Origin of the sequence: Streptomyces sp. NPDC058576 (assembly GCF_042718715.1) — a bacterium.
In the GTDB taxonomy this organism is placed as follows: Bacteria; Actinomycetota; Actinomycetes; order Streptomycetales; family Streptomycetaceae; genus Streptomyces.
In genome coordinates this window covers 51,229-68,708 of record NZ_JBHXPF010000010.1, presented here as the reverse complement: position 1 = coordinate 68,708, position 17,480 = coordinate 51,229, and the positions used below count along the sequence as shown (strand labels likewise).

General features: G+C 72.0%; 13 protein-coding genes. 10 read left to right on the top strand and 3 right to left on the bottom strand.

The window, feature by feature from the left end; all coding sequences use genetic code 11:
- Positions 1 to 17: 17 nt before the first annotated feature.
- The 3 genes from ACFWRV_RS10930 to ACFWRV_RS10920 form a co-directional block, all read right to left on the bottom strand.
- Positions 18 to 224: a DUF6191 domain-containing protein gene (locus ACFWRV_RS10930; protein WP_384331530.1), complete on the bottom strand. Its 207-nt coding sequence runs from the start codon at positions 222 to 224 to the stop codon at positions 18 to 20.
- Between the two features lie 39 nt (positions 225 to 263).
- The gene (locus ACFWRV_RS10925) at positions 264 to 1,481 is read right to left on the bottom strand and encodes a PQQ-dependent sugar dehydrogenase (protein ID WP_384331527.1); all 1,218 of its coding nucleotides are present in this window, start codon (positions 1,479 to 1,481) and stop codon (positions 264 to 266) included.
- Between the two features lie 128 nt (positions 1,482 to 1,609).
- Positions 1,610 to 2,566 (bottom strand): aldo/keto reductase, encoded by a 957-nt coding sequence (locus ACFWRV_RS10920; RefSeq protein WP_384331752.1) that lies wholly within the window; start codon positions 2,564 to 2,566, stop codon positions 1,610 to 1,612.
- Positions 2,567 to 2,733: 167 nt separating this feature from the next.
- Between ACFWRV_RS10920 and ACFWRV_RS10915 the strand changes: the two genes are divergently transcribed.
- The 10 genes from ACFWRV_RS10915 to ACFWRV_RS10870 all read left to right on the top strand — a co-directional run bounded on the left by ACFWRV_RS10915 (position 2,734) and on the right by ACFWRV_RS10870 (position 17,450).
- Positions 2,734 to 3,681 (top strand): 2-hydroxyacid dehydrogenase, encoded by a 948-nt coding sequence (locus ACFWRV_RS10915; protein WP_384331524.1) that lies wholly within the window; start codon positions 2,734 to 2,736, stop codon positions 3,679 to 3,681.
- Positions 3,682 to 4,090: 409 nt separating this feature from the next.
- The gene (locus ACFWRV_RS10910) at positions 4,091 to 6,913 is read left to right on the top strand and encodes a putative bifunctional diguanylate cyclase/phosphodiesterase (protein WP_384331749.1); all 2,823 of its coding nucleotides are present in this window, start codon (positions 4,091 to 4,093) and stop codon (positions 6,911 to 6,913) included.
- A 218-nt stretch (positions 6,914 to 7,131) separates the two neighbouring features.
- Positions 7,132 to 8,988: an acetolactate synthase large subunit gene (locus ACFWRV_RS10905; RefSeq protein WP_384331521.1), complete on the top strand. Its 1,857-nt coding sequence runs from the start codon at positions 7,132 to 7,134 to the stop codon at positions 8,986 to 8,988.
- Between the two features lie 23 nt (positions 8,989 to 9,011).
- On the top strand, positions 9,012 to 9,539 hold the full coding sequence (ilvN, locus tag ACFWRV_RS10900; protein WP_003966072.1) for an acetolactate synthase small subunit: 528 nt from the start codon (positions 9,012 to 9,014) through the stop codon (positions 9,537 to 9,539).
- A gap of 117 nt (positions 9,540 to 9,656) precedes the next feature.
- Positions 9,657 to 10,658, top strand: coding sequence for a ketol-acid reductoisomerase (gene ilvC, locus ACFWRV_RS10895; protein WP_384331516.1), 1,002 nt, complete (start codon positions 9,657 to 9,659; stop codon positions 10,656 to 10,658).
- 288 nt (positions 10,659 to 10,946) lie between these two features.
- On the top strand, positions 10,947 to 12,539 hold the full coding sequence (gene serA / locus ACFWRV_RS10890) for a phosphoglycerate dehydrogenase (protein ID WP_384331514.1): 1,593 nt from the start codon (positions 10,947 to 10,949) through the stop codon (positions 12,537 to 12,539).
- Positions 12,540 to 12,764: 225 nt separating this feature from the next.
- Entirely contained in the window at positions 12,765 to 15,233 is a 2,469-nt protein-coding gene (locus ACFWRV_RS10885) for a Tox-REase-5 domain-containing protein (RefSeq protein ID WP_384331511.1), read from the top strand.
- A gap of 116 nt (positions 15,234 to 15,349) precedes the next feature.
- Positions 15,350 to 16,048, top strand: coding sequence for a hypothetical protein (locus ACFWRV_RS10880; RefSeq protein ID WP_384331508.1), 699 nt, complete (start codon positions 15,350 to 15,352; stop codon positions 16,046 to 16,048).
- A complete protein-coding gene (locus ACFWRV_RS10875; RefSeq protein WP_384331506.1) occupies positions 16,045 to 16,575 on the top strand; it encodes a hypothetical protein in 531 nt (176 codons plus the stop codon). Before ACFWRV_RS10880 ends, ACFWRV_RS10875 begins: the two co-directional genes overlap by 4 nt.
- 92 nt (positions 16,576 to 16,667) lie before the next feature.
- Positions 16,668 to 17,450 (top strand): isoprenyl transferase, encoded by a 783-nt coding sequence (locus tag ACFWRV_RS10870; RefSeq protein WP_384331503.1) that lies wholly within the window; start codon positions 16,668 to 16,670, stop codon positions 17,448 to 17,450.
- Positions 17,451 to 17,480: the final 30 nt, after the last annotated feature.

Sequence of the window (17,480 nt, the reverse complement as noted above, 5' to 3'; positions counted from 1 at the left end):
GGCCCTGCGAGGCCCCTTCAGGGCCCCTCTGCGTCCTCGGCTTCTCCGCCGGGGGCCGCGCGCGGGTCCGGGGCACGGACGACGACCTTCCCCGAGGTCAGGTCTATCGGTCCCCGGTTCGGATCGCCGATGCCCAGATCGACCCGGCTCAGCTCCAGCCGCTTCTGCTCGTCGGAGGTGTGCTTGCGCCCCGGGGCGAAGAGCTCCTCGAAGAAATTGAACACCGGCCGTGCTCCCTCCGAACATGCCGCGCGGGCGGCCGGCTACTCCACTTCCACCTGGAGGATCCTGTCGTCCCCCGGCTTCTGCGTGCCCCGTCCGTCCGTGTTGCTGGTGACCAGCCACAGCCGGTCGCTCCCCGCACTCACCACGGTGCGCAGGCGGCCGTCCTCCTCATCCAGGAACGACTGGGGGTCGGCATAAGGTTCCTCGGCCTTCTCGCCCGCCAGCGGAATCCGCCACAGCCGCTCGCCGCGCAGCCCGGCCATCCAGATGGAGCCCTCCGCGTACGCGATCCCGCTGGGGGAGGCCTCCGAGGTCTTCCACTGGGCCACCGGGTCGATGAACCCGTCCTCGCCCTCCTCGCCCTCCACCTCGGGCCAGCCGTAGTTCCCGCCGGGCTCGATCAGATTCAGCTCGTCCCAGGTGTTCTGCCCGAACTCCGCGGTCCACAGCCGCTTCTGCGCGTCCCAGGCGAGCCCCTGCACATTGCGGTGCCCGTACGAATACACCACCGAGTCCGCCTCCGGATTGCCGTGCACGGGCTCCCCATCGGGGGTCATCCGCAGGATCTTGCCCGCCAGCGACTCCTTGTCCTGGGACAGCTCCGTGTCCCCGGCCTCGCCCGTGCCCGCGTACAGCATCTTGTCCGGGCCGAACGCGATCCGGCCGCCGTTGTGGATGGTGCCCTTGGGGATACCGCGCAGCACGGTGTCCGGGGCCCCGAGCTGCTGTCCCGCCGGGCGCTTCTCGTCGTAACTCATCCGCGCGATCCGGTTGTCGGACGTGGTGGTGAAGTAGGCGTACACCTGCTGGTCCGCGCCGAACGTCGAGGAGACGGCGAGCCCGAGCAGCCCGCCCTCCCCGGCCGGGGACACCCCGGGCACCGAGCCCAGCAGCGTCTGCTTCCCGCTCTCGCCGTCGATCCGGTGGACCGTGCCCTCGTCCCGCGAGGACACCAGCAGATCTCCGCCCGGCAGCGCGGCCAGACCCCACGGCGACTTCAGGTTCTCCGTCAGCGTCGAGACGACCTTCGCCGAGCCCTTCTCCGGCGGCAGGTCCGCCGACCGGCTCGGGGAGGCCGGGGGAGCGGAGCCGCCCGAGACGGTCGGGGAACCGGCGGGCCGCCCGGACGCACCACCGTCCCCGTCCCCGTCGCCGGAACACGCGGCGGACAGCAGCAGGGCGGCCGACGCCAGCGCGGCCACCGCCCCTCTGCGCACGGCCGGGGACTGCACACGTCCGAACAGAGCACCACGCACGGAACCGATCCTTTCGACGGTTGCCCGACTACCTGCTCCTGCACCGGGTTCCTTCACCCTGTTCCTACACCTCGGCCGGTCCAGAAGTTCCCGATCCGCCCATTCTCCCGCGACAGGGCCGGCGACGCTCAGTCCCACGACTCGCGGGCGGCGGGCAGGGCGTCGATCTCCGCCAGGTCCCGGTCGTCCAGGACCACCCGCGCCGCGCCGGCGTTCTCCACCGCCCAGCGCTCCCGCTTCGCCCCCGGCACCGGCACCACATGCGGCCCCTGGCGCAGCACCCAGGCCAGCGCCACCTGCGCCACCGTCGCCCCCCGGCGCTCCGCGACCCGCCGCAGACCGGCCACCACCGGCTGGTTCGCCGCCATCACCTCGGCCGTGAAGCGCGGATGCCTGGCCCGCAGATCCTCCGGCTCGAAACCCTGCCCCGGCTTCAGTGTCCCGGTCAGATAACCGCTGCCCAGCGGCATCGCGGCCAGCAGCCCGACCCCCCGCGCCACGCACCACGGCAGCAGCTCCGCCAGCGCCTCCCGGGACCACACCGACAGCTCCGCCTCGACGGCGCTCACCGGGAAGACCTGCTGGACGCGCTCCAACTGGCGGATCGTTCCCTCGAACGGGCTCTCGCCCGACCGGCGCGGGGCGCGCGCCCCCACGGCGCACAGCCCCAGCGAGCGCACCTTGCCCACGGTGACCAGCTCCGCCATCGCGCCCCAGGTCTCCTCCACCGGTACCTCGGGGTCGGCCCGGTGCAGCTGGTACAGATCGATCACATCGGTCTGGAGCCGCCGCAGCGAGGCGTCACAGGCCCGACGCACGTACCCCGGCCGGCCGTTCGCGACGATGTGCTGATCGCCCACCAGCAGCCCGCACTTGGTGGAGACGAACGCCTCCTCGCGGCGACCCTTCAGCGCCCGCCCCACCAGCAGCTCATTGGTGAACGGCCCGTACATGTCCGCGGTGTCGAGCAGCCGGACGCCCGCGTCCAGCGCCGCGTGCACCGTCCGCACCGAACGGTCGCCGAGCTGCTGCGACGCGCTGTAGCCCCAGCTCATCGGCATGCAGCCAAGCCCGACCGCACCCACGGCAAGCCCCGCCGCCCCGATAGTCCTGCACTCCAACTCCCCGAACCCTCCCTCAGGACTCCCGCGGTCACGGGGCCGCACCGCACCCCAAAGTAACCTCTGGCCTGCCCGGGTCTTTGCGCAGCCGACCTGGAGCGCTCGCACACCCGTCGCATAGCCTCCTGACCATGACTGCGACGACTGCCGACGTGTGGCTGCCCTTCCCGGCCGACGAGATCGACGGACTCCCTGAAGGGCCCAACTACCTCTTCTGGAACGGCGGCCCGGACTTCCCCGCCGATCCGGCCGACTGCGCCTACTACGTCGTTCCCTACATGCTGGGCCCCGAGGTCGCGCAGCGCCCGCTCGCCTCGATGGGCTCCGTACAGGTGGTGCAGACGCTCTCCGCCGGCATCGACCACGTGGAACCGGGCCTCGGACTGCTGCCCGCGGGGGTACGGCTCTGCAACGCCAAAGGGGTGCACGAGGCGTCCACCGCCGAGCTGACGCTCGCGCTGATCCTGGCCTCCCTCCGCGGCTTCCCCGGGTTCGTCCACGGCCAGGACGAGGAGGAGTGGCGGTCCGGCTTCTACCCGGCGCTCGCCGACAAGTCCGTCCTCATCGTGGGATACGGCTCCATCGGCTCGGCCATCGAGGACCGGCTCGTCCCGTTCGAGTGCGCGCGGGTCGCACGCGTCGCGCGCTCCGCCCGGGCCACCGCACGCGGTCCCGTACACACGCTCGACGATCTGCCCTCCCTGCTGCCCGAGGCCGACGTCGTGATCCTCTCCACCCCGCTGAACCCGTCCACGCAGGGGCTGGTGGGCGCCGACTTCCTCGCCGCGATGCCCGACGGCGCCCTCTTGGTCAACGTCGCCCGCGGCCAAGTCGTCGACACCAAGGCCCTGTTGTCCGAACTGGAATCCGGACGGCTGCGGGCCGCCCTCGACGTGACCGACCCGGAACCCCTGCCCGCCGGCCATCCTCTCTGGCATGCTCCGAATGTCTTGATCACGCCTCATGTGGGCGGGAGCACCTCCGCGTTCGAACCGCGCGCAAAGCGGCTGCTGGCCGCCCAGCTCACCCGGTTCGCCGCCGGGGAGCCGGTGCACAACGTCGTCACCACCACCGGCTGACCCCGCCGTCGCGGCCACGCTACGGGGTGGTCCGGATGCACGCAGTGCCGCTCACCTCGCCTTTCGTCACGGAGCGTAGAGAATCTATGGCCCTGAGTGACGGATCTGGTGTATCGTCCGATCCGGGGCGCTGCGCCGTGGAAGGGACGGCGCGGGGGGAGCATCGGAACGCGAGGGGGCGACGGGCGATGTGCTGGCCATGGAGAGACGAGCCGACGCGGACGGGCGGGCGATCGCGGCCGCCCGCGCCGACGGAGCGCACCACCCGCCGATGGCCGGATTCCTGCCCCGGAGCGGTGTCTTCGCGGAGGCCGTGCCCGCCACGGAGCGAGCGGCGCCGCAGGGGTCCCGCGAGGAGCCAGGTCCCGGGGAGCGCGTGCCCGGCGGACCCGGGCCGGGGAGCCCTCCGGTGAGCGCGCTGGGGGCCCTGCTCGCCCCACGGTCCGAGTCCGGCTCCACGGGGATGCGGTCCCGGATCCTGCTCGGCGTCGTCTGCGCGGGATATTCGGTGGGCGCAGCCGTCGGCTGGGGCTCACCGCAAGTAGCCCTCTTCATGGGGGACTTCGGCCTCGCCGCGGCGGCGCTGATCGCCGCGGTCTCCTGCTTCCTCTACGCACGGACGGGCGCGGGCCGGCTGCGGCCCGCCTGGCTGCTGTTCTCGCTCTCCTCCGCCATGGCGGCCTGCGGAAACGCCGTCTGGGGCTGGTACGAGGTGATCCTCGGCGTCCCGGTGCCCACCCCCTCCCTCGCCGACGTCTTCTTCCTCTGCTTCGCGCCGCCCGCCATCGTCGGGCTGCTCGTGCTGGCCAAGCGGCCCGTCACCCGGGCCGGGTGGGTCTGCCTGGCGCTGGACGCCTGGCTCATCGGCGGCTCCCTGCTGACGCTCGCCTGGAGCCTCGCCCTCGCGCACACCACGCATCTGGCGGGCGTCCAGGACGCCAGCGTGGCGCCCGCGGCCCTGTCGCTGGCCTATCCGCTGCTCGACATCGTGCTCGTCTCGATGGTGCTCGCCCTGCACTTCCGCCGGGCCGGGGTGAACCGCTCCGCGGTGAACACCGCCATCGCCGCCCTGGCGCTGACCGTGCTGAGCGACGCGGTGTTCACCTCGCCGCTGCTGCGCTCCACCTACCACTCGGGCCAACTGCTCGACGCCGGCTGGTTCGCCGGGTCGCTGCTCCTCGCCTACGCCCCCTGGGGCGCCCGGCGCGGAGCCCGGCCGACCGCCCGCCCCGGCCCCCCGCGAGCCATCGCCAGCCGCCCGATCGCCGGCTCCCTCGCCGCGCTGACCCCGTATCTCGCCGCCGCCGTCTGCACCCTCGGCATCCTGTACAACGTGGTCGAGGGCCGCCGGGTGGACCGGGTGGTGATCTTCACCGGCTGCACCGTCGTCCTGGCGCTGGTCGTCCGGCAGGGCATCATGCTCCTCGACAACATCTCCCTCACCCAGGAGCTGGCCCAGAAGGAGAACCACTTCCGCTCCCTGGTGCAGGGCTCCAGCGACGTCATCATGATCGCCGCGCCCAACGGCACCCTGCGCTACGTCAGCCCCGCCGCCGCCGGGGTCTACGGGCGCGAGGCGGAGGGGCTCGTCGGCTCGGAACTATCCTCGATCATCCACCCCGACGATCTCGGCCGGGTCGTCCACGAGGTGCGGCGCTTCCTCGCCGCCCCGCCCCACGAGGAACCCACCACCCGCATCGAATGCCGCTTCCGCTCGGGCACCGGCGACTGGCTCAACGTCGAGTCCACCGTCAACCGCCACCAGGGCGGCCTCCTGCTCAACAGCCGGGACGTCACCGAACGGGTCAGGCTCCAGGCCCAGTTGCAGCACAACGCCGAGCACGACCCGCTCACCGACCTGCCCAACCGGGCCCTGTTCACCGCCCGGGTCCGCCAGGCGCTCGGCGGCCGGCGCGCGAGCGACCCCGGCACCGCCGTCCTCTTCATCGACCTCGACGGCTTCAAGCAGGTCAACGACACCATCGGGCACCAGGCGGGCGACGAACTGCTCATCCAGGCCGGCCGCCGCCTCCAGGACTCCGTCCGGGCGGGCGACACCGCCGCCCGGCTCGGCGGCGACGAGTTCGCCGCGCTCATCCTGGGCGACGGCACCCGCGACCAGGGCGCCCGGGAGTACCAGGTCCACGAGATCGCCGACCGGCTGCGTCTCACCCTCTCCCAGCCCTACCGGATCGGCCCCAGCGAGGTCCGGGTGGCCGCCTCCATCGGGGTGGCCTTCGCCGAGCCCGCCATCAGCCCCACCGACCTCATGCGCAACGCCGACCTCGCGATGTACCGCGCCAAGGCCGGCGGCAAGGACCGCGTCGAGCTGTACGCCCCGCAGATGCAGGCCGACGTCGTACGCCGCTCCGAGCTGGCCACCCGGCTGCGCACCGCCCTGCGCGACGGCGAGTTCGCCCTGCTGCACCAGCCCGTGGTCCACCTCGCCAGCGGGTCCGTCGCCGCCGTCGCCGCCCAGGCCCGCTGGCGCTCCGCCCAGGGCATCCTGTTCACCCCCGCCGAGTTCCTCCGGGTCTCCGGCGACGACGACCGCACCGCCGAACTCGGCCGCTGGCTCCTGGAGGAGGCGGTGGCGCAGGCCGCCGACCGGGCCAGGGCCGGGCATCCCGTCGCCGTCTCCGTCCGGCTCTCCGCGGCCCGGCTGCTGGACGCGGCCCCGCCCCCCGGCTCCATCGAGGCGCTGCTGACCCGCCACGGCCTGCCCTCCGGCGCCCTGATGATCGAGGTCGCCGACAGCGACCCGCGCGTCTCCTTCGACGCCCTGGAGCAGCGCCTCGTGGCCCTGCGCCGACTCGGCGTACGGATCGCGCTCGACGGCTTCGGCAGTGGTTTCGCGGCGATCAACGCGCTGCGCCGGCTCCCCATCGACGTACTGAAGCTCGACCGGAACCTGGTGGAGGGGGTGGTCGAATCGGCCAGGCTGCACAAGATCACCAGTGGCCTCCTGCGGATCGCCTGCGACCTCGGCCTCCAGTCCGTCGCCGACGGCGTCGACGTCCCCGAGCAGGTCCTCGCCCTGCGCGCCATGGGGTGTACCCACGGGCAGGGGATGGCCTTCTCCGGCCCGCTCGACGAGTACCGGCTGCGACGCGCCCTGGTCCGCGGGGAGTTCCCCGTACCGGGCATTCCGAGCCCCCGGCCGGTACTGGCGGGCGGCTCGATCCCGCTGCTCACCGGATCACATACTGAGACGCCCGTCCCACCCACTTGACACGTCATGCGTGCTGGAGAGAGGGTCAATGCCATGCGCACCCGAATTCTCGTACTTGGAAAGCGCGTCGGCTGAAGCAGAGTCACTCCACGACACTCTGCGGACCACACCCGGCGCGCTCCCCTCGCTTGCCTCACGGCACGAGGGGTTTTTTGTTGCACTGACACCTCTCAAAACGCTGCAAAACACCCGCGAAAACCCTCAGCTTCGAGAAGAGAATGCCGATGACCGAGCAGGCCACCGGGGCCCACCACCCGCAGCCGCGCGCCCGTACCGGCGGACAGCCGTCCGTCACCGTTGAGCACGTCACGGGCGCGCAGTCCCTCATCCGCTCTCTCGAGGAAGTCGGCGCCGACACGGTATTCGGCATTCCCGGCGGTGCGATCCTCCCCGCCTACGACCCGATGATGGACTCCACCCGGGTCCGCCACGTCCTGGTCCGCCACGAGCAGGGCGCCGGTCACGCCGCCACCGGGTACGCGCAGGCCACCGGCAAGGTCGGCGTCTGCATGGCCACCTCGGGCCCCGGCGCAACCAACCTGGTCACCCCGATCGCCGACGCGCACATGGACTCCGTCCCGCTCGTCGCGATCACCGGCCAGGTCGCCTCCAAGGCGATCGGCACCGACGCCTTCCAGGAAGCCGACATCTGCGGCATCACGATGCCGATCACCAAGCACAACTTCCTGGTCACCAAGGCCGAGGACATCCCGCACACCATCGCCGAGGCCTTCCACATCGCCTCCACCGGCCGCCCCGGACCGGTCCTCGTCGACATCGCCAAGGACGCCCTCCAGGCGAAGACCACCTTCAGCTGGCCGCCCACCCAGGACCTGCCCGGCTACCGGCCGGTGACCAAGCCGCACGCCAAGCAGATCCGCGAGGCCGCCAAGCTGATCACCCAGTCCAAGCGCCCCGTGCTGTACGTCGGCGGCGGCGTCCTGAAGGCCGGGGCCACCGCCGAGCTGAAGGTCCTCGCGGAGCTGACCGGAGCGCCCGTCACCACCACCCTGATGGCGCTCGGCGCCTTCCCCGACAGCCACCCGCTGCACGTGGGAATGCCGGGCATGCACGGTGCGGTCACCGCCGTCACCGCGCTGCAGAAGGCCGACCTGATCGTCGCCCTCGGAGCCCGCTTCGACGACCGCGTCACCGGCAAGCTGGACAGCTTCGCCCCGTACGCCAAGATCGTCCACGCCGACATCGACCCGGCCGAGATCGGCAAGAACCGCGTCGCCGACGTGCCCATCGTCGGAGACGCCCGCGAGGTCCTGGCCGACCTGGTCCAGGCCGTCCAGGCCGAGCACACCGAGGGCAACACCGGCGACTATGCCGCCTGGTGGAAGGATCTCAACCGCTGGCGCGACACCTACCCGCTCGGCTACGACCTGCCCGAGGACGGCAGCCTCTCGCCGCAGCAGGTCATCCAGCGCATCGGGCAGCTCGCCCCCGAAGGCACGATCTTCGCGGCGGGCGTCGGCCAGCACCAGATGTGGGCCTCCCACTTCATCGACTACGAGCAGCCCGCCACCTGGCTCAACAGCGGCGGCGCCGGAACGATGGGCTACGCGGTCCCGGCCGCTATGGGCGCCAAGGCCGGCATGCCCGACCGCACGGTCTGGGCCATCGACGGCGACGGCTGCTTCCAGATGACCAACCAGGAACTGACCACCTGCGCGCTCAACAACATCCCGATCAAGGTCGCCGTCATCAACAACGGCGCCCTCGGGATGGTCCGCCAGTGGCAGACCCTCTTCTACAACCAGCGCTACTCCAACACCGTGCTGCACTCCGGCGCGGACACGGACGGCAACGCCGCCAAGGGAACCCGCGTCCCGGACTTCGTCAAGCTGTCCGAGGCCATGGGCTGCCACGCCATCCGCTGCGAGGACCCGGCCGACCTGGACAAGGTCATCGAAGAGGCCAACTCCATCAACGACCGCCCCGTCGTGATCGACTTCATCGTCCACGAGGACGCCATGGTCTGGCCGATGGTCGCCGCCGGCACCTCCAACGACGAGGTCCAGGCCGCGCGCGGCGTCCGCCCCGACTTCGGCGACAACGAAGACGACTGAGAGACAGAGAGAGAACGACTCCCATGTCCGAAAAGCACACGCTCTCCGTCCTGGTCGAGAACAAGCCCGGTGTCCTCGCCCGGATCACCGCCCTGTTCTCCCGACGCGGCTTCAACATCGACTCGCTCGCGGTCGGTACCACCGAGCACCCCGACATCTCCCGCATCACCATCGTCGTGAATGTCGAGGGCCTGCCCCTGGAGCAGGTGACCAAGCAGCTCAACAAGCTGGTCAACGTCCTGAAGATCGTCGAACTCGAGCCCGCCGCTGCGATCCAGCGGGAGCTCGTCCTGGTGAAGGTCCGCGCCGACAGCGAGACCCGCTCCCAGATCGTCGAGATCGTCCAGCTGTTCCGCGCCAAGACCGTCGACGTCTCCCCGGAGGCCGTCACGATCGAGGCGACCGGAGGGGCCGACAAGCTGGAGGCGATGCTCAAGATGCTGGAGCAGTACGGCATCAAGGAGCTCGTCCAGTCCGGCACCATCGCCATAGGGCGCGGCGCGCGCTCGATCACCGACCGGTCCCTGCGCGCCCTCGACCGCTCGGCCTGAGCGGACGGACCCGGGCGGCGCGCCGCCGCGCCGCTCGCATGGCGAGACCCGACAACGCATACGACGCACCCCGCCGTACGGTGGGACGCAACACCTGCACACCAAGGAGAAGACCCAGTGGCCGAGCTGTTCTACGACGACGATGCCGACCTGTCCATCATCCAGGGCCGCAAGGTCGCGGTTCTCGGTTACGGCAGCCAGGGCCACGCCCACGCGCTGTCGCTCCGCGACTCCGGCGTCGACGTCCGCGTCGGTCTGCACGAGGGCTCGAAGTCCAAGGCCAAGGCCGAGGAGCAGGGCCTGCGCGTGGTGACCCCCTCCGAGGCGGCCGCCGAGGCCGACGTCATCATGATCCTCGTCCCGGACCCGATCCAGGCCCAGGTCTACGAGGAGTCCGTCAAGGACAACCTCAAGGACGGCGACGCGCTGTTCTTCGGCCACGGCCTGAACATCCGCTTCGGCTTCATCAAGCCGCCGGCCAACGTCGACGTCTGCATGGTCGCCCCCAAGGGTCCCGGCCACCTGGTCCGCCGCCAGTACGAGGAGGGCCGCGGCGTTCCCTGCATCGTGGCCGTCGAGCAGGACGCCTCGGGCAAGGGCCTGGAGCTGGCCCTCTCGTACGCCAAGGGCATCGGCGGCACCCGCGCCGGCGTCATCAAGACCACCTTCACCGAGGAGACCGAGACCGACCTGTTCGGTGAGCAGGCCGTCCTCTGCGGTGGCACCGCCGCCCTGGTCAAGGCCGGTTTCGAGACGCTGACCGAGGCGGGCTACCAGCCCGAGATCGCGTACTTCGAGTGCCTGCACGAGCTGAAGCTCATCGTCGACCTCATGTACGAGGGCGGCCTGGAGAAGATGCGCTGGTCCATCTCGGAGACCGCCGAGTGGGGCGACTACGTCACCGGCCCCCGGATCATCACCGACGCCACCAAGGCCGAGATGAAGAAGGTCCTCACCGAGATCCAGGACGGCACCTTCGCCAAGGCCTGGATGGCGGAGTACCACAACGGTCTGCCCAAGTACAACGAGTACAAGAAGGCCGACAGCGACCACCTGCTGGAGACCACGGGCCGTGAGCTGCGCAAGCTCATGAGCTGGGTGAACGACGAAGAGGCCTAGGCCTCGGGGAGCGGGGCGGGTCCATCACGGGCCCGCCCCGCTCCGCGGTACCGCAGAGCCGCTCCGCAGCGGGGTTCCGGAGGGGCGTTCCGTACGGGTGTACACCACGTCCACCCTCGTGCGGGTGATCCTTCCACGGGGGCGCAGTACACGGCCCATCGCATGACTACACTTCTCAACACATACACGCGTCAGGGCCCACAGTGTCGTGCGTCTACCACGCGGCTAGCCCCTCCACCGCCTGCGGCCGTCGGGACGGCCGTCCGCACTGGACTTGTGAGGACTCACGTGAGCTCGAAACCTGTCGTACTCATCGCTGAAGAGCTGTCGCCCGCCACGGTCGACGCCCTGGGTCCGGATTTCGAGATCCGGCACTGCAACGGCGCGGACCGCGCCGAGCTGCTCCCGGCGATCGCCGACGTCGACGCCATCCTGGTGCGCTCCGCCACCAAGGTCGACGCCGAGGCCCTCGCCGTCGCCAAGAAGCTCCGGGTCGTGGCCCGCGCGGGCGTCGGTCTGGACAACGTCGACGTCTCCGCGGCCACCAAGGCCGGCGTGATGGTCGTCAACGCCCCGACCTCCAACATCGTCACCGCCGCCGAGCTGGCCTGCGGTCTGCTGGTGGCCACCGCGCGCAACATCCCGCAGGCCAACACCGCGCTCAAGAACGGTGAGTGGAAGCGCTCCAAGTACACCGGCGTCGAGCTCAGCGAGAAGGTCCTCGGCGTGGTCGGCCTCGGCCGCATCGGCGTCCTGGTCGCGCAGCGCATGTCGGCCTTCGGCATGAAGATCGTCGCCTACGACCCCTACGTCCAGCCGGCCCGCGCCGCGCAGATGGGCGTCAAGCTCCTCAGCCTGGACGAGCTGCTGGAGGTCGCCGACTTCATCACCGTGCACCTGCCCAAGACCCCGGAGACCCTCGGTCTCATCGGGGACGAGGCGCTGCACAAGGTGAAGCCCTCGGTGCGCATCGTCAACGCCGCGCGCGGCGGGATCGTCGACGAGGAGGCGCTGTACTCCGCCCTCAAGGAGGGCCGCGTCGCCGGAGCGGGCCTGGACGTCTACGCGAAGGAGCCCTGCACGGACTCCCCGCTGTTCCAGTTCGACCAGGTCGTCTGCACCCCGCACCTCGGCGCCTCCACCGACGAGGCGCAGGAGAAGGCGGGCATCGCGGTCGCCAAGTCGGTGCGCCTCGCGCTCGCCGGTGAGCTGGTCCCGGACGCGGTCAACGTCCAGGGCGGCGTCATCGCCGAGGACGTACGCCCCGGTCTGCCGCTCGCCGAGAAGCTCGGCCGGATCTTCACCGCGCTCGCGGGCGAGGTCGCGGCCCGCCTCGACGTCGAGGTGTATGGCGAGATCACCCAGCACGACGTGAAGGTGCTGGAGCTCTCCGCGCTCAAGGGCGTCTTCGAGGACGTCGTCGACGAGACCGTCTCCTACGTCAACGCCCCGCTCTTCGCGCAGGAGCGCGGTGTCGAGGTCCGCCTCACCACCAGCTCCGAGTCGCCCGACCACCGCAACGTGGTCACCGTGCGCGGCACGCTCTCCGACGGCCAGGAGGTCGCGGTCTCCGGCACGCTGGCCGGCCCGAAGAACCTCCAGAAGATCGTCGCCATCGGCGAGCACGATGTCGATCTGGCGCTCGCCGACCACATGGTCGTCCTGCGCTACCAGGACCGTCCCGGTGTGGTGGGCGCGGTCGGCAAGATCCTCGGCGAGGCCGGGCTGAACATCGCGGGCATGCAGGTGTCGCGGGCCGCGGAGGGCGGCGAGGCGCTGGTCGTCCTCACCGTCGACGAGACCGTCCCGCAGCCGGTGCTGACCGAGATCGCCGAGGAGATCGGCGCGTCCTCGGCCCGCTCGGTGAACCTCACCGACTGACGCAGGCGCACAGCAGCACGACCCCGCTCCGTACCCGGTAGCCGGGCCGCTCGTCCCGTACGAGAGGCCCCGCTGCCGGGTACGTTGCGTTGCGCGCGAGCTGAGGCCGCTCAACGCGCCGGGATGGGCCCGGGGTTGGGTCCTGGGGCCCACGACGTGAGCGCCCGCCGACCCTAGGGTGACCGGTTGTCATGTCACTCATGGGCACCGGGGGTCGGTTCACGTATGTCTGCTGTCGGTGGCATACCCGTAGCGGGAGGCCCGGCTTCTGCCGTCGCCCCGCGGCGTGAACTCCCGCGCCCGCTCGCCGTGGTGCGGGTGGCTCTCCTCGTGCTGTTCGGCGCGACGGTGCTCGGCGCGATCGGTCTGTCCGGCTCGGCTCTCGCCGCGGACGCGATGGGCGCCGAGGTGCTCGGCATCCTGCTGTACGCCTCCGCGCCCGGGGTGCTCGCGGCGCTGCTGGCCCGGCAGGTGCGGACCGGCTCCACACGGGTGCGGTGGGGCATCGTCGCCGTCCAGGTGTGGCTGATCCTGGGCGGCCTCGCCAACCTGGGCGACGGGTCCCCGGACGGGGTCACCCAGCTGGTCCTGCCGGTCCTGATCATCGTCCTGATCAACCGTGAGGGCAGCCGGGCGTGGTTCCGGCTGCCGGCCGCCGAGCGCGGGCAGCCGCCGAAGTTCTCGCTCCCGCACATGATCACGTGGAAGCGGGACCGGGGGCAGACCGCCCTGGAGTACCTGGGCCTGGTCCTGATCGTCGTCGCGCTGATCGGGGCCCTGACGGTGGGCGGTCTCGGCGGCCGGATCACCGAGGGCCTCCAGTCCGCGATCTGCTCGCTGACCGGCAGCTCCTGCCCGGTCTCCCCGGGCAGCGGCTCCGTCGACGCGGGCGACCGCCCGGGCGGCGGCACGGACGGGGGAGCCGACGGGGGAGTGGACGGAGGCGTTGACGGGGGAGCCGACGGGGGTACGTCGGGGAGCGCGGACGGGGGCGCCGACGGCGGTACGACGACCACGGGCGGCGCCACCGGAGGCGACGCGACGGGCGGCACGGGAGGCACCGGCGGCTCCGAGGGCTCGGGTGGCACCGAGGGCTCGGGCGGCTCTGAAGGCTCGGGTGGCACCGAAGGTTCCAACACGACCGGCGGCGGCACGGGAGGACCCGACGGCACCGGCGAGGACACCTACCCCGAGGACAGCGAGGAGCCCGAGGCCGCCTACGACGTACAGCCGGCGTCCGACGGCGGCGAGGGCGAGGACGGCGGCGAGCAGGCCGAGGAGAAGGAGGACTGCGGCGGCTGGGGCTTCTTCGGCTGCGCCTGGGACCGTACGACGCAGGTCTTCAAGGGGCTCGTGGTGGACGGGCTCTGGGGCGACATCACCGGGATCATCGACCTGTTCAAGCCGGAGACCTGGTCGGGCCTCGCCGACTACGGCAAGCAGCTCGGCGACCAGTGGGTCAAGGACTCCGCGGGCGCGGGCGACAAATGGGCGGACGGCGACTACCTGGGCGCGGTCTGGGACTGGGGCAAGGCCTCCGTCAGCACCGTGGTCACGGTCGGCGACGACGTCTTCGTCGGGGACGAGGTCCGCGAACGCTGGAACAACGGGGAGAAGACCCGCGCGGTCACCGATGTGATCTGGAACATCGGCTCGATCTTCATCCCCGGCTACAACGTCGGGAAGGTCGTCGGCAAGGTCGGCAAGCTCGGGGTGCTGGGCAAGGTCGCCGGAGCCGTGGGCCGCGCCGCCGACGACGCCGGGGCCGCGGCCCGCCGGGCCCGCGCGGCTGCTCAGGCCGGCGACCTCGACGGCGTACGGAAGGCGGCGAAGGAGGCCGACGAAGCGGCGGACACCGCCGAGGACGCGGCCCGCCGCACCGGCTGCGCGATCGCGGGCGGGCCGCCGCTCGTGCGGTACGGCACCGGCGGCGCGGGCGGTACCGGCGGGGTGCCGGGCGCGGGCACCGGCGTGCTGGCGGGCGGTTCCCCCGCCCGGGTCGTCCTCGCCGAGGGCGGCTGTGACGAGGCGGCCAAGAAGGCGGCCGCCGAGGCGCGGGCGGCGGAGCGGGCCGCGCACCTGGAGCAGAAGCGGCTGGAGGAGCCGGAGCGGGCGCGCAAGGCGGAGCTGGACAAGAAGCAGCACCCCGAGCCGCAGCGCAACGACACCTCCGACCCGCGCAACTACAACCCGCCGTCCTGGGCCGACGACCTCAAGGACCGTACGCTCGGGGACGCCGACGCGGGCGACGGCTACTGGGCGAGCCGGGACCGCAACCCCGCGCCGAACTGGAAGAACGAGTCCTGGCTCCGTTACCAGGAGCAGGTCACCGGCACCAACCGTGGCCAGGAGTACGTCGTCCCGCATCCGCGCGAGGGCAAGCCGGCGGTGGAGTACGACGGCTGGGACTCCTCCCGGCAGACGTTCCTGGAGGCCAAGAACGGTTACGGCAGCTATCTGTCCAAGTCCGACAGCGGCACGCTCACCCCGTCGGGCAAGGACAAGTTCGTCACCGAGGCCAGGTCCCAGGTGGAGGCGTCCGGCGGGCGGACCGTGGAGTGGCACTTCTCCGACCCGGACGTGGCCAAGGCCGCCCGCAAGGCGTTCCGCGACGAAGGGCTGCCGATCAAGGTGGTGCACAGCCCGACGAAGCCGGGCGACAGCACCAGGAAACCGGGAGCCTTCGACGAGTAGCCGTTGCCCGGTCCGAGGGCGCCGGGGCGAGTAGCCTGCAACGCGTGGTGACCCGGCCGCCGTCCGGCCGGGGGGGAACCGCGGGCAGCCGGCCGGCCGACGGAGGAGAGACGAGCATGCGACGTGTAGTGCGGGGCTTCTGGGGTCCCCGGCCGGAGCCGGCGAAGGCCCTGGCCGAGCGGTGGCGGCAGACCCTCGACGGGCTCGCCGAGCTGGTCCCGCAGGCGGCCGACGCCTGGAGCCAGGTCCACGGAAACGGGCCGGCCACCGCCTTCACCGCCGACGGCGACGCCCTGCTCGGCGCGGTGCGCACCGCCCAGAGCGCGGCCGACTGGTCGGACCTCACCGGCACCGGGCTGCGGCTCGTCGGCACCGGGGCGCCCGGCTGGCAGGCGGAGGTCAGCGGACTCGCGGGCGGCGCACCGGAGTTCCTGCTCCAGTCGCTCGCGATCATCCTGCACGCCCCGGACGAGGCCGTGGTCCCCGAGGAGGCGCTGCTGTCCCTCGTCGCCCGGGTGTGGCAGCCGGACTTCGGCGATGTGAGCGACGACGACGTCCTGGACGCGCTGGAGGACGACGCCGGGTACTCCGTCGGCGACCCGGTGGTCGGCCGCACCGGCTACCTCTCCCCGGCCCGCGCGGCCCTCGTCCCCGACGGTCTTGCGGTGGTCCGCGAACCCCTCTCCGGCGGCGGGGAGTTGCTGAGCATCGCGGCTCCGGGCGACAGCGCGAGGGTGGTGCAGGTGTACGAGCGGCTGCGCGAGGCGGGGGCGCTGGCTCCGCTGCCCCGCCCGATGGACCGGGCGACCCTGTGACCTCCCGGGCGGGCGAGGCCTTCGACGCGGAGCGTGCGGCGGCGGAGGTGGCCGAGCTGGTCGCCGCCCCCGTGCCGGCCGACGGCCCCACCACCGCCGAGGGCGACCCGGTCACCGGCGAGTGGACGGTCACCGTCGGGGAGGGCTTCCGGATCGTGCCGCTCTGGGAGGGCGACCCGCTCACCGGCGTGTACGCCCCCGAGTGGAACGACGCCGAGGAGGCCGCCGAGTCCCATCTCGCCCAGGTGGCACGGGTGTTGGGCGAGCACTGGGGGCCGCACCGCACGGTGCGGCTGGACGGGCCGCTGATGCGGCGGCAGGGCGGTTCCCCGGTGGAGCCGCTGTTCGAGGCGCTGTTCGCCGAGGACCTGTACGGAGACCTGGAGGTCTGGGGACCCGTCGGCTCCGGCGGCCGGTGGATCGCCCTGATCGCCGGCCACAGCGACGGGGACGCGCCGTTCGTGCTGGCTGCCCTGGTGAGCGACCGCCCGGTCCCCGAACCGGCCCCCTTCGACGGTCCGTTGTGAGGTCCGCCCAGCTCCGCCAGGCTCCGGCAGGCGGCGGCCGGAGCCGCTGATAAGGTCCCTCGACATCAGCTGTCCCGTGCTGGAGAAGGTTCATGAAACTGCTCCCCCTGTTCCTCCGGCGGCCGATCGAAGCGGTGTACGAGCGTCGGCTCGCCGCCACCCTGGTGGGCCTGCCGCGCCCCCAGCACGTCGGGATCATGGTCGACGGCAACCGGCGCTGGGCCCGCAAGGCCGGGCACACGGACGTCCGGGAGGGCTACCGGGCGGGCGGCGCCAAGGTGACCACGTTCCTGGGCTGGTGCGCGGCCGCAGGGATCGAGCACGTGACCCTCTTCATGCTCTCCGACGACAACCTGGGCCGCCCCGCGGAAGAACTCGGCCCGCTGATCGAGGTCATCGAGGACACCGTCCGCGACATCACGGCCGAGGGCCGGGACTGGGAGGTCCGGGCGATCGGCTCGCTCGACATGCTGCCCGGCACCAGCGCCCGGGTGCTCAAGGAGGCCACCGCCGCCACGACGGGGCGCGGCGGCCTCAAGGTGGACGTGGCGGTCGGCTACGGCGGCCGGCGCGAGATCGTCGACGCCGTGAAGAGCGCCTTCGAGGAGCACATCGCGGCCGGGGGCGACCCGGCCGAACTGGTCGCCCGGTTCGGCATCGACGACATCTCCCGGCACCTCTACTCGCCCGTCGCCGACCACACCGACTTCATCATCCGCACCTCCGGCGAGCAGCGCCTGTCTGGCTTCCTGCTCTGGCAGTCCGCGTACGCCGAGATGCACTGGGTGGACTGCTACTGGCCGGCGTTCCGGCACGTGGACTTCCTGCGCGCGCTGCGCTCGTACGCGAACCGGGAACGCCGCTTCGGCAAGTGATCCGGCCGGGCGGGCGCGGGGGCCGTGTCC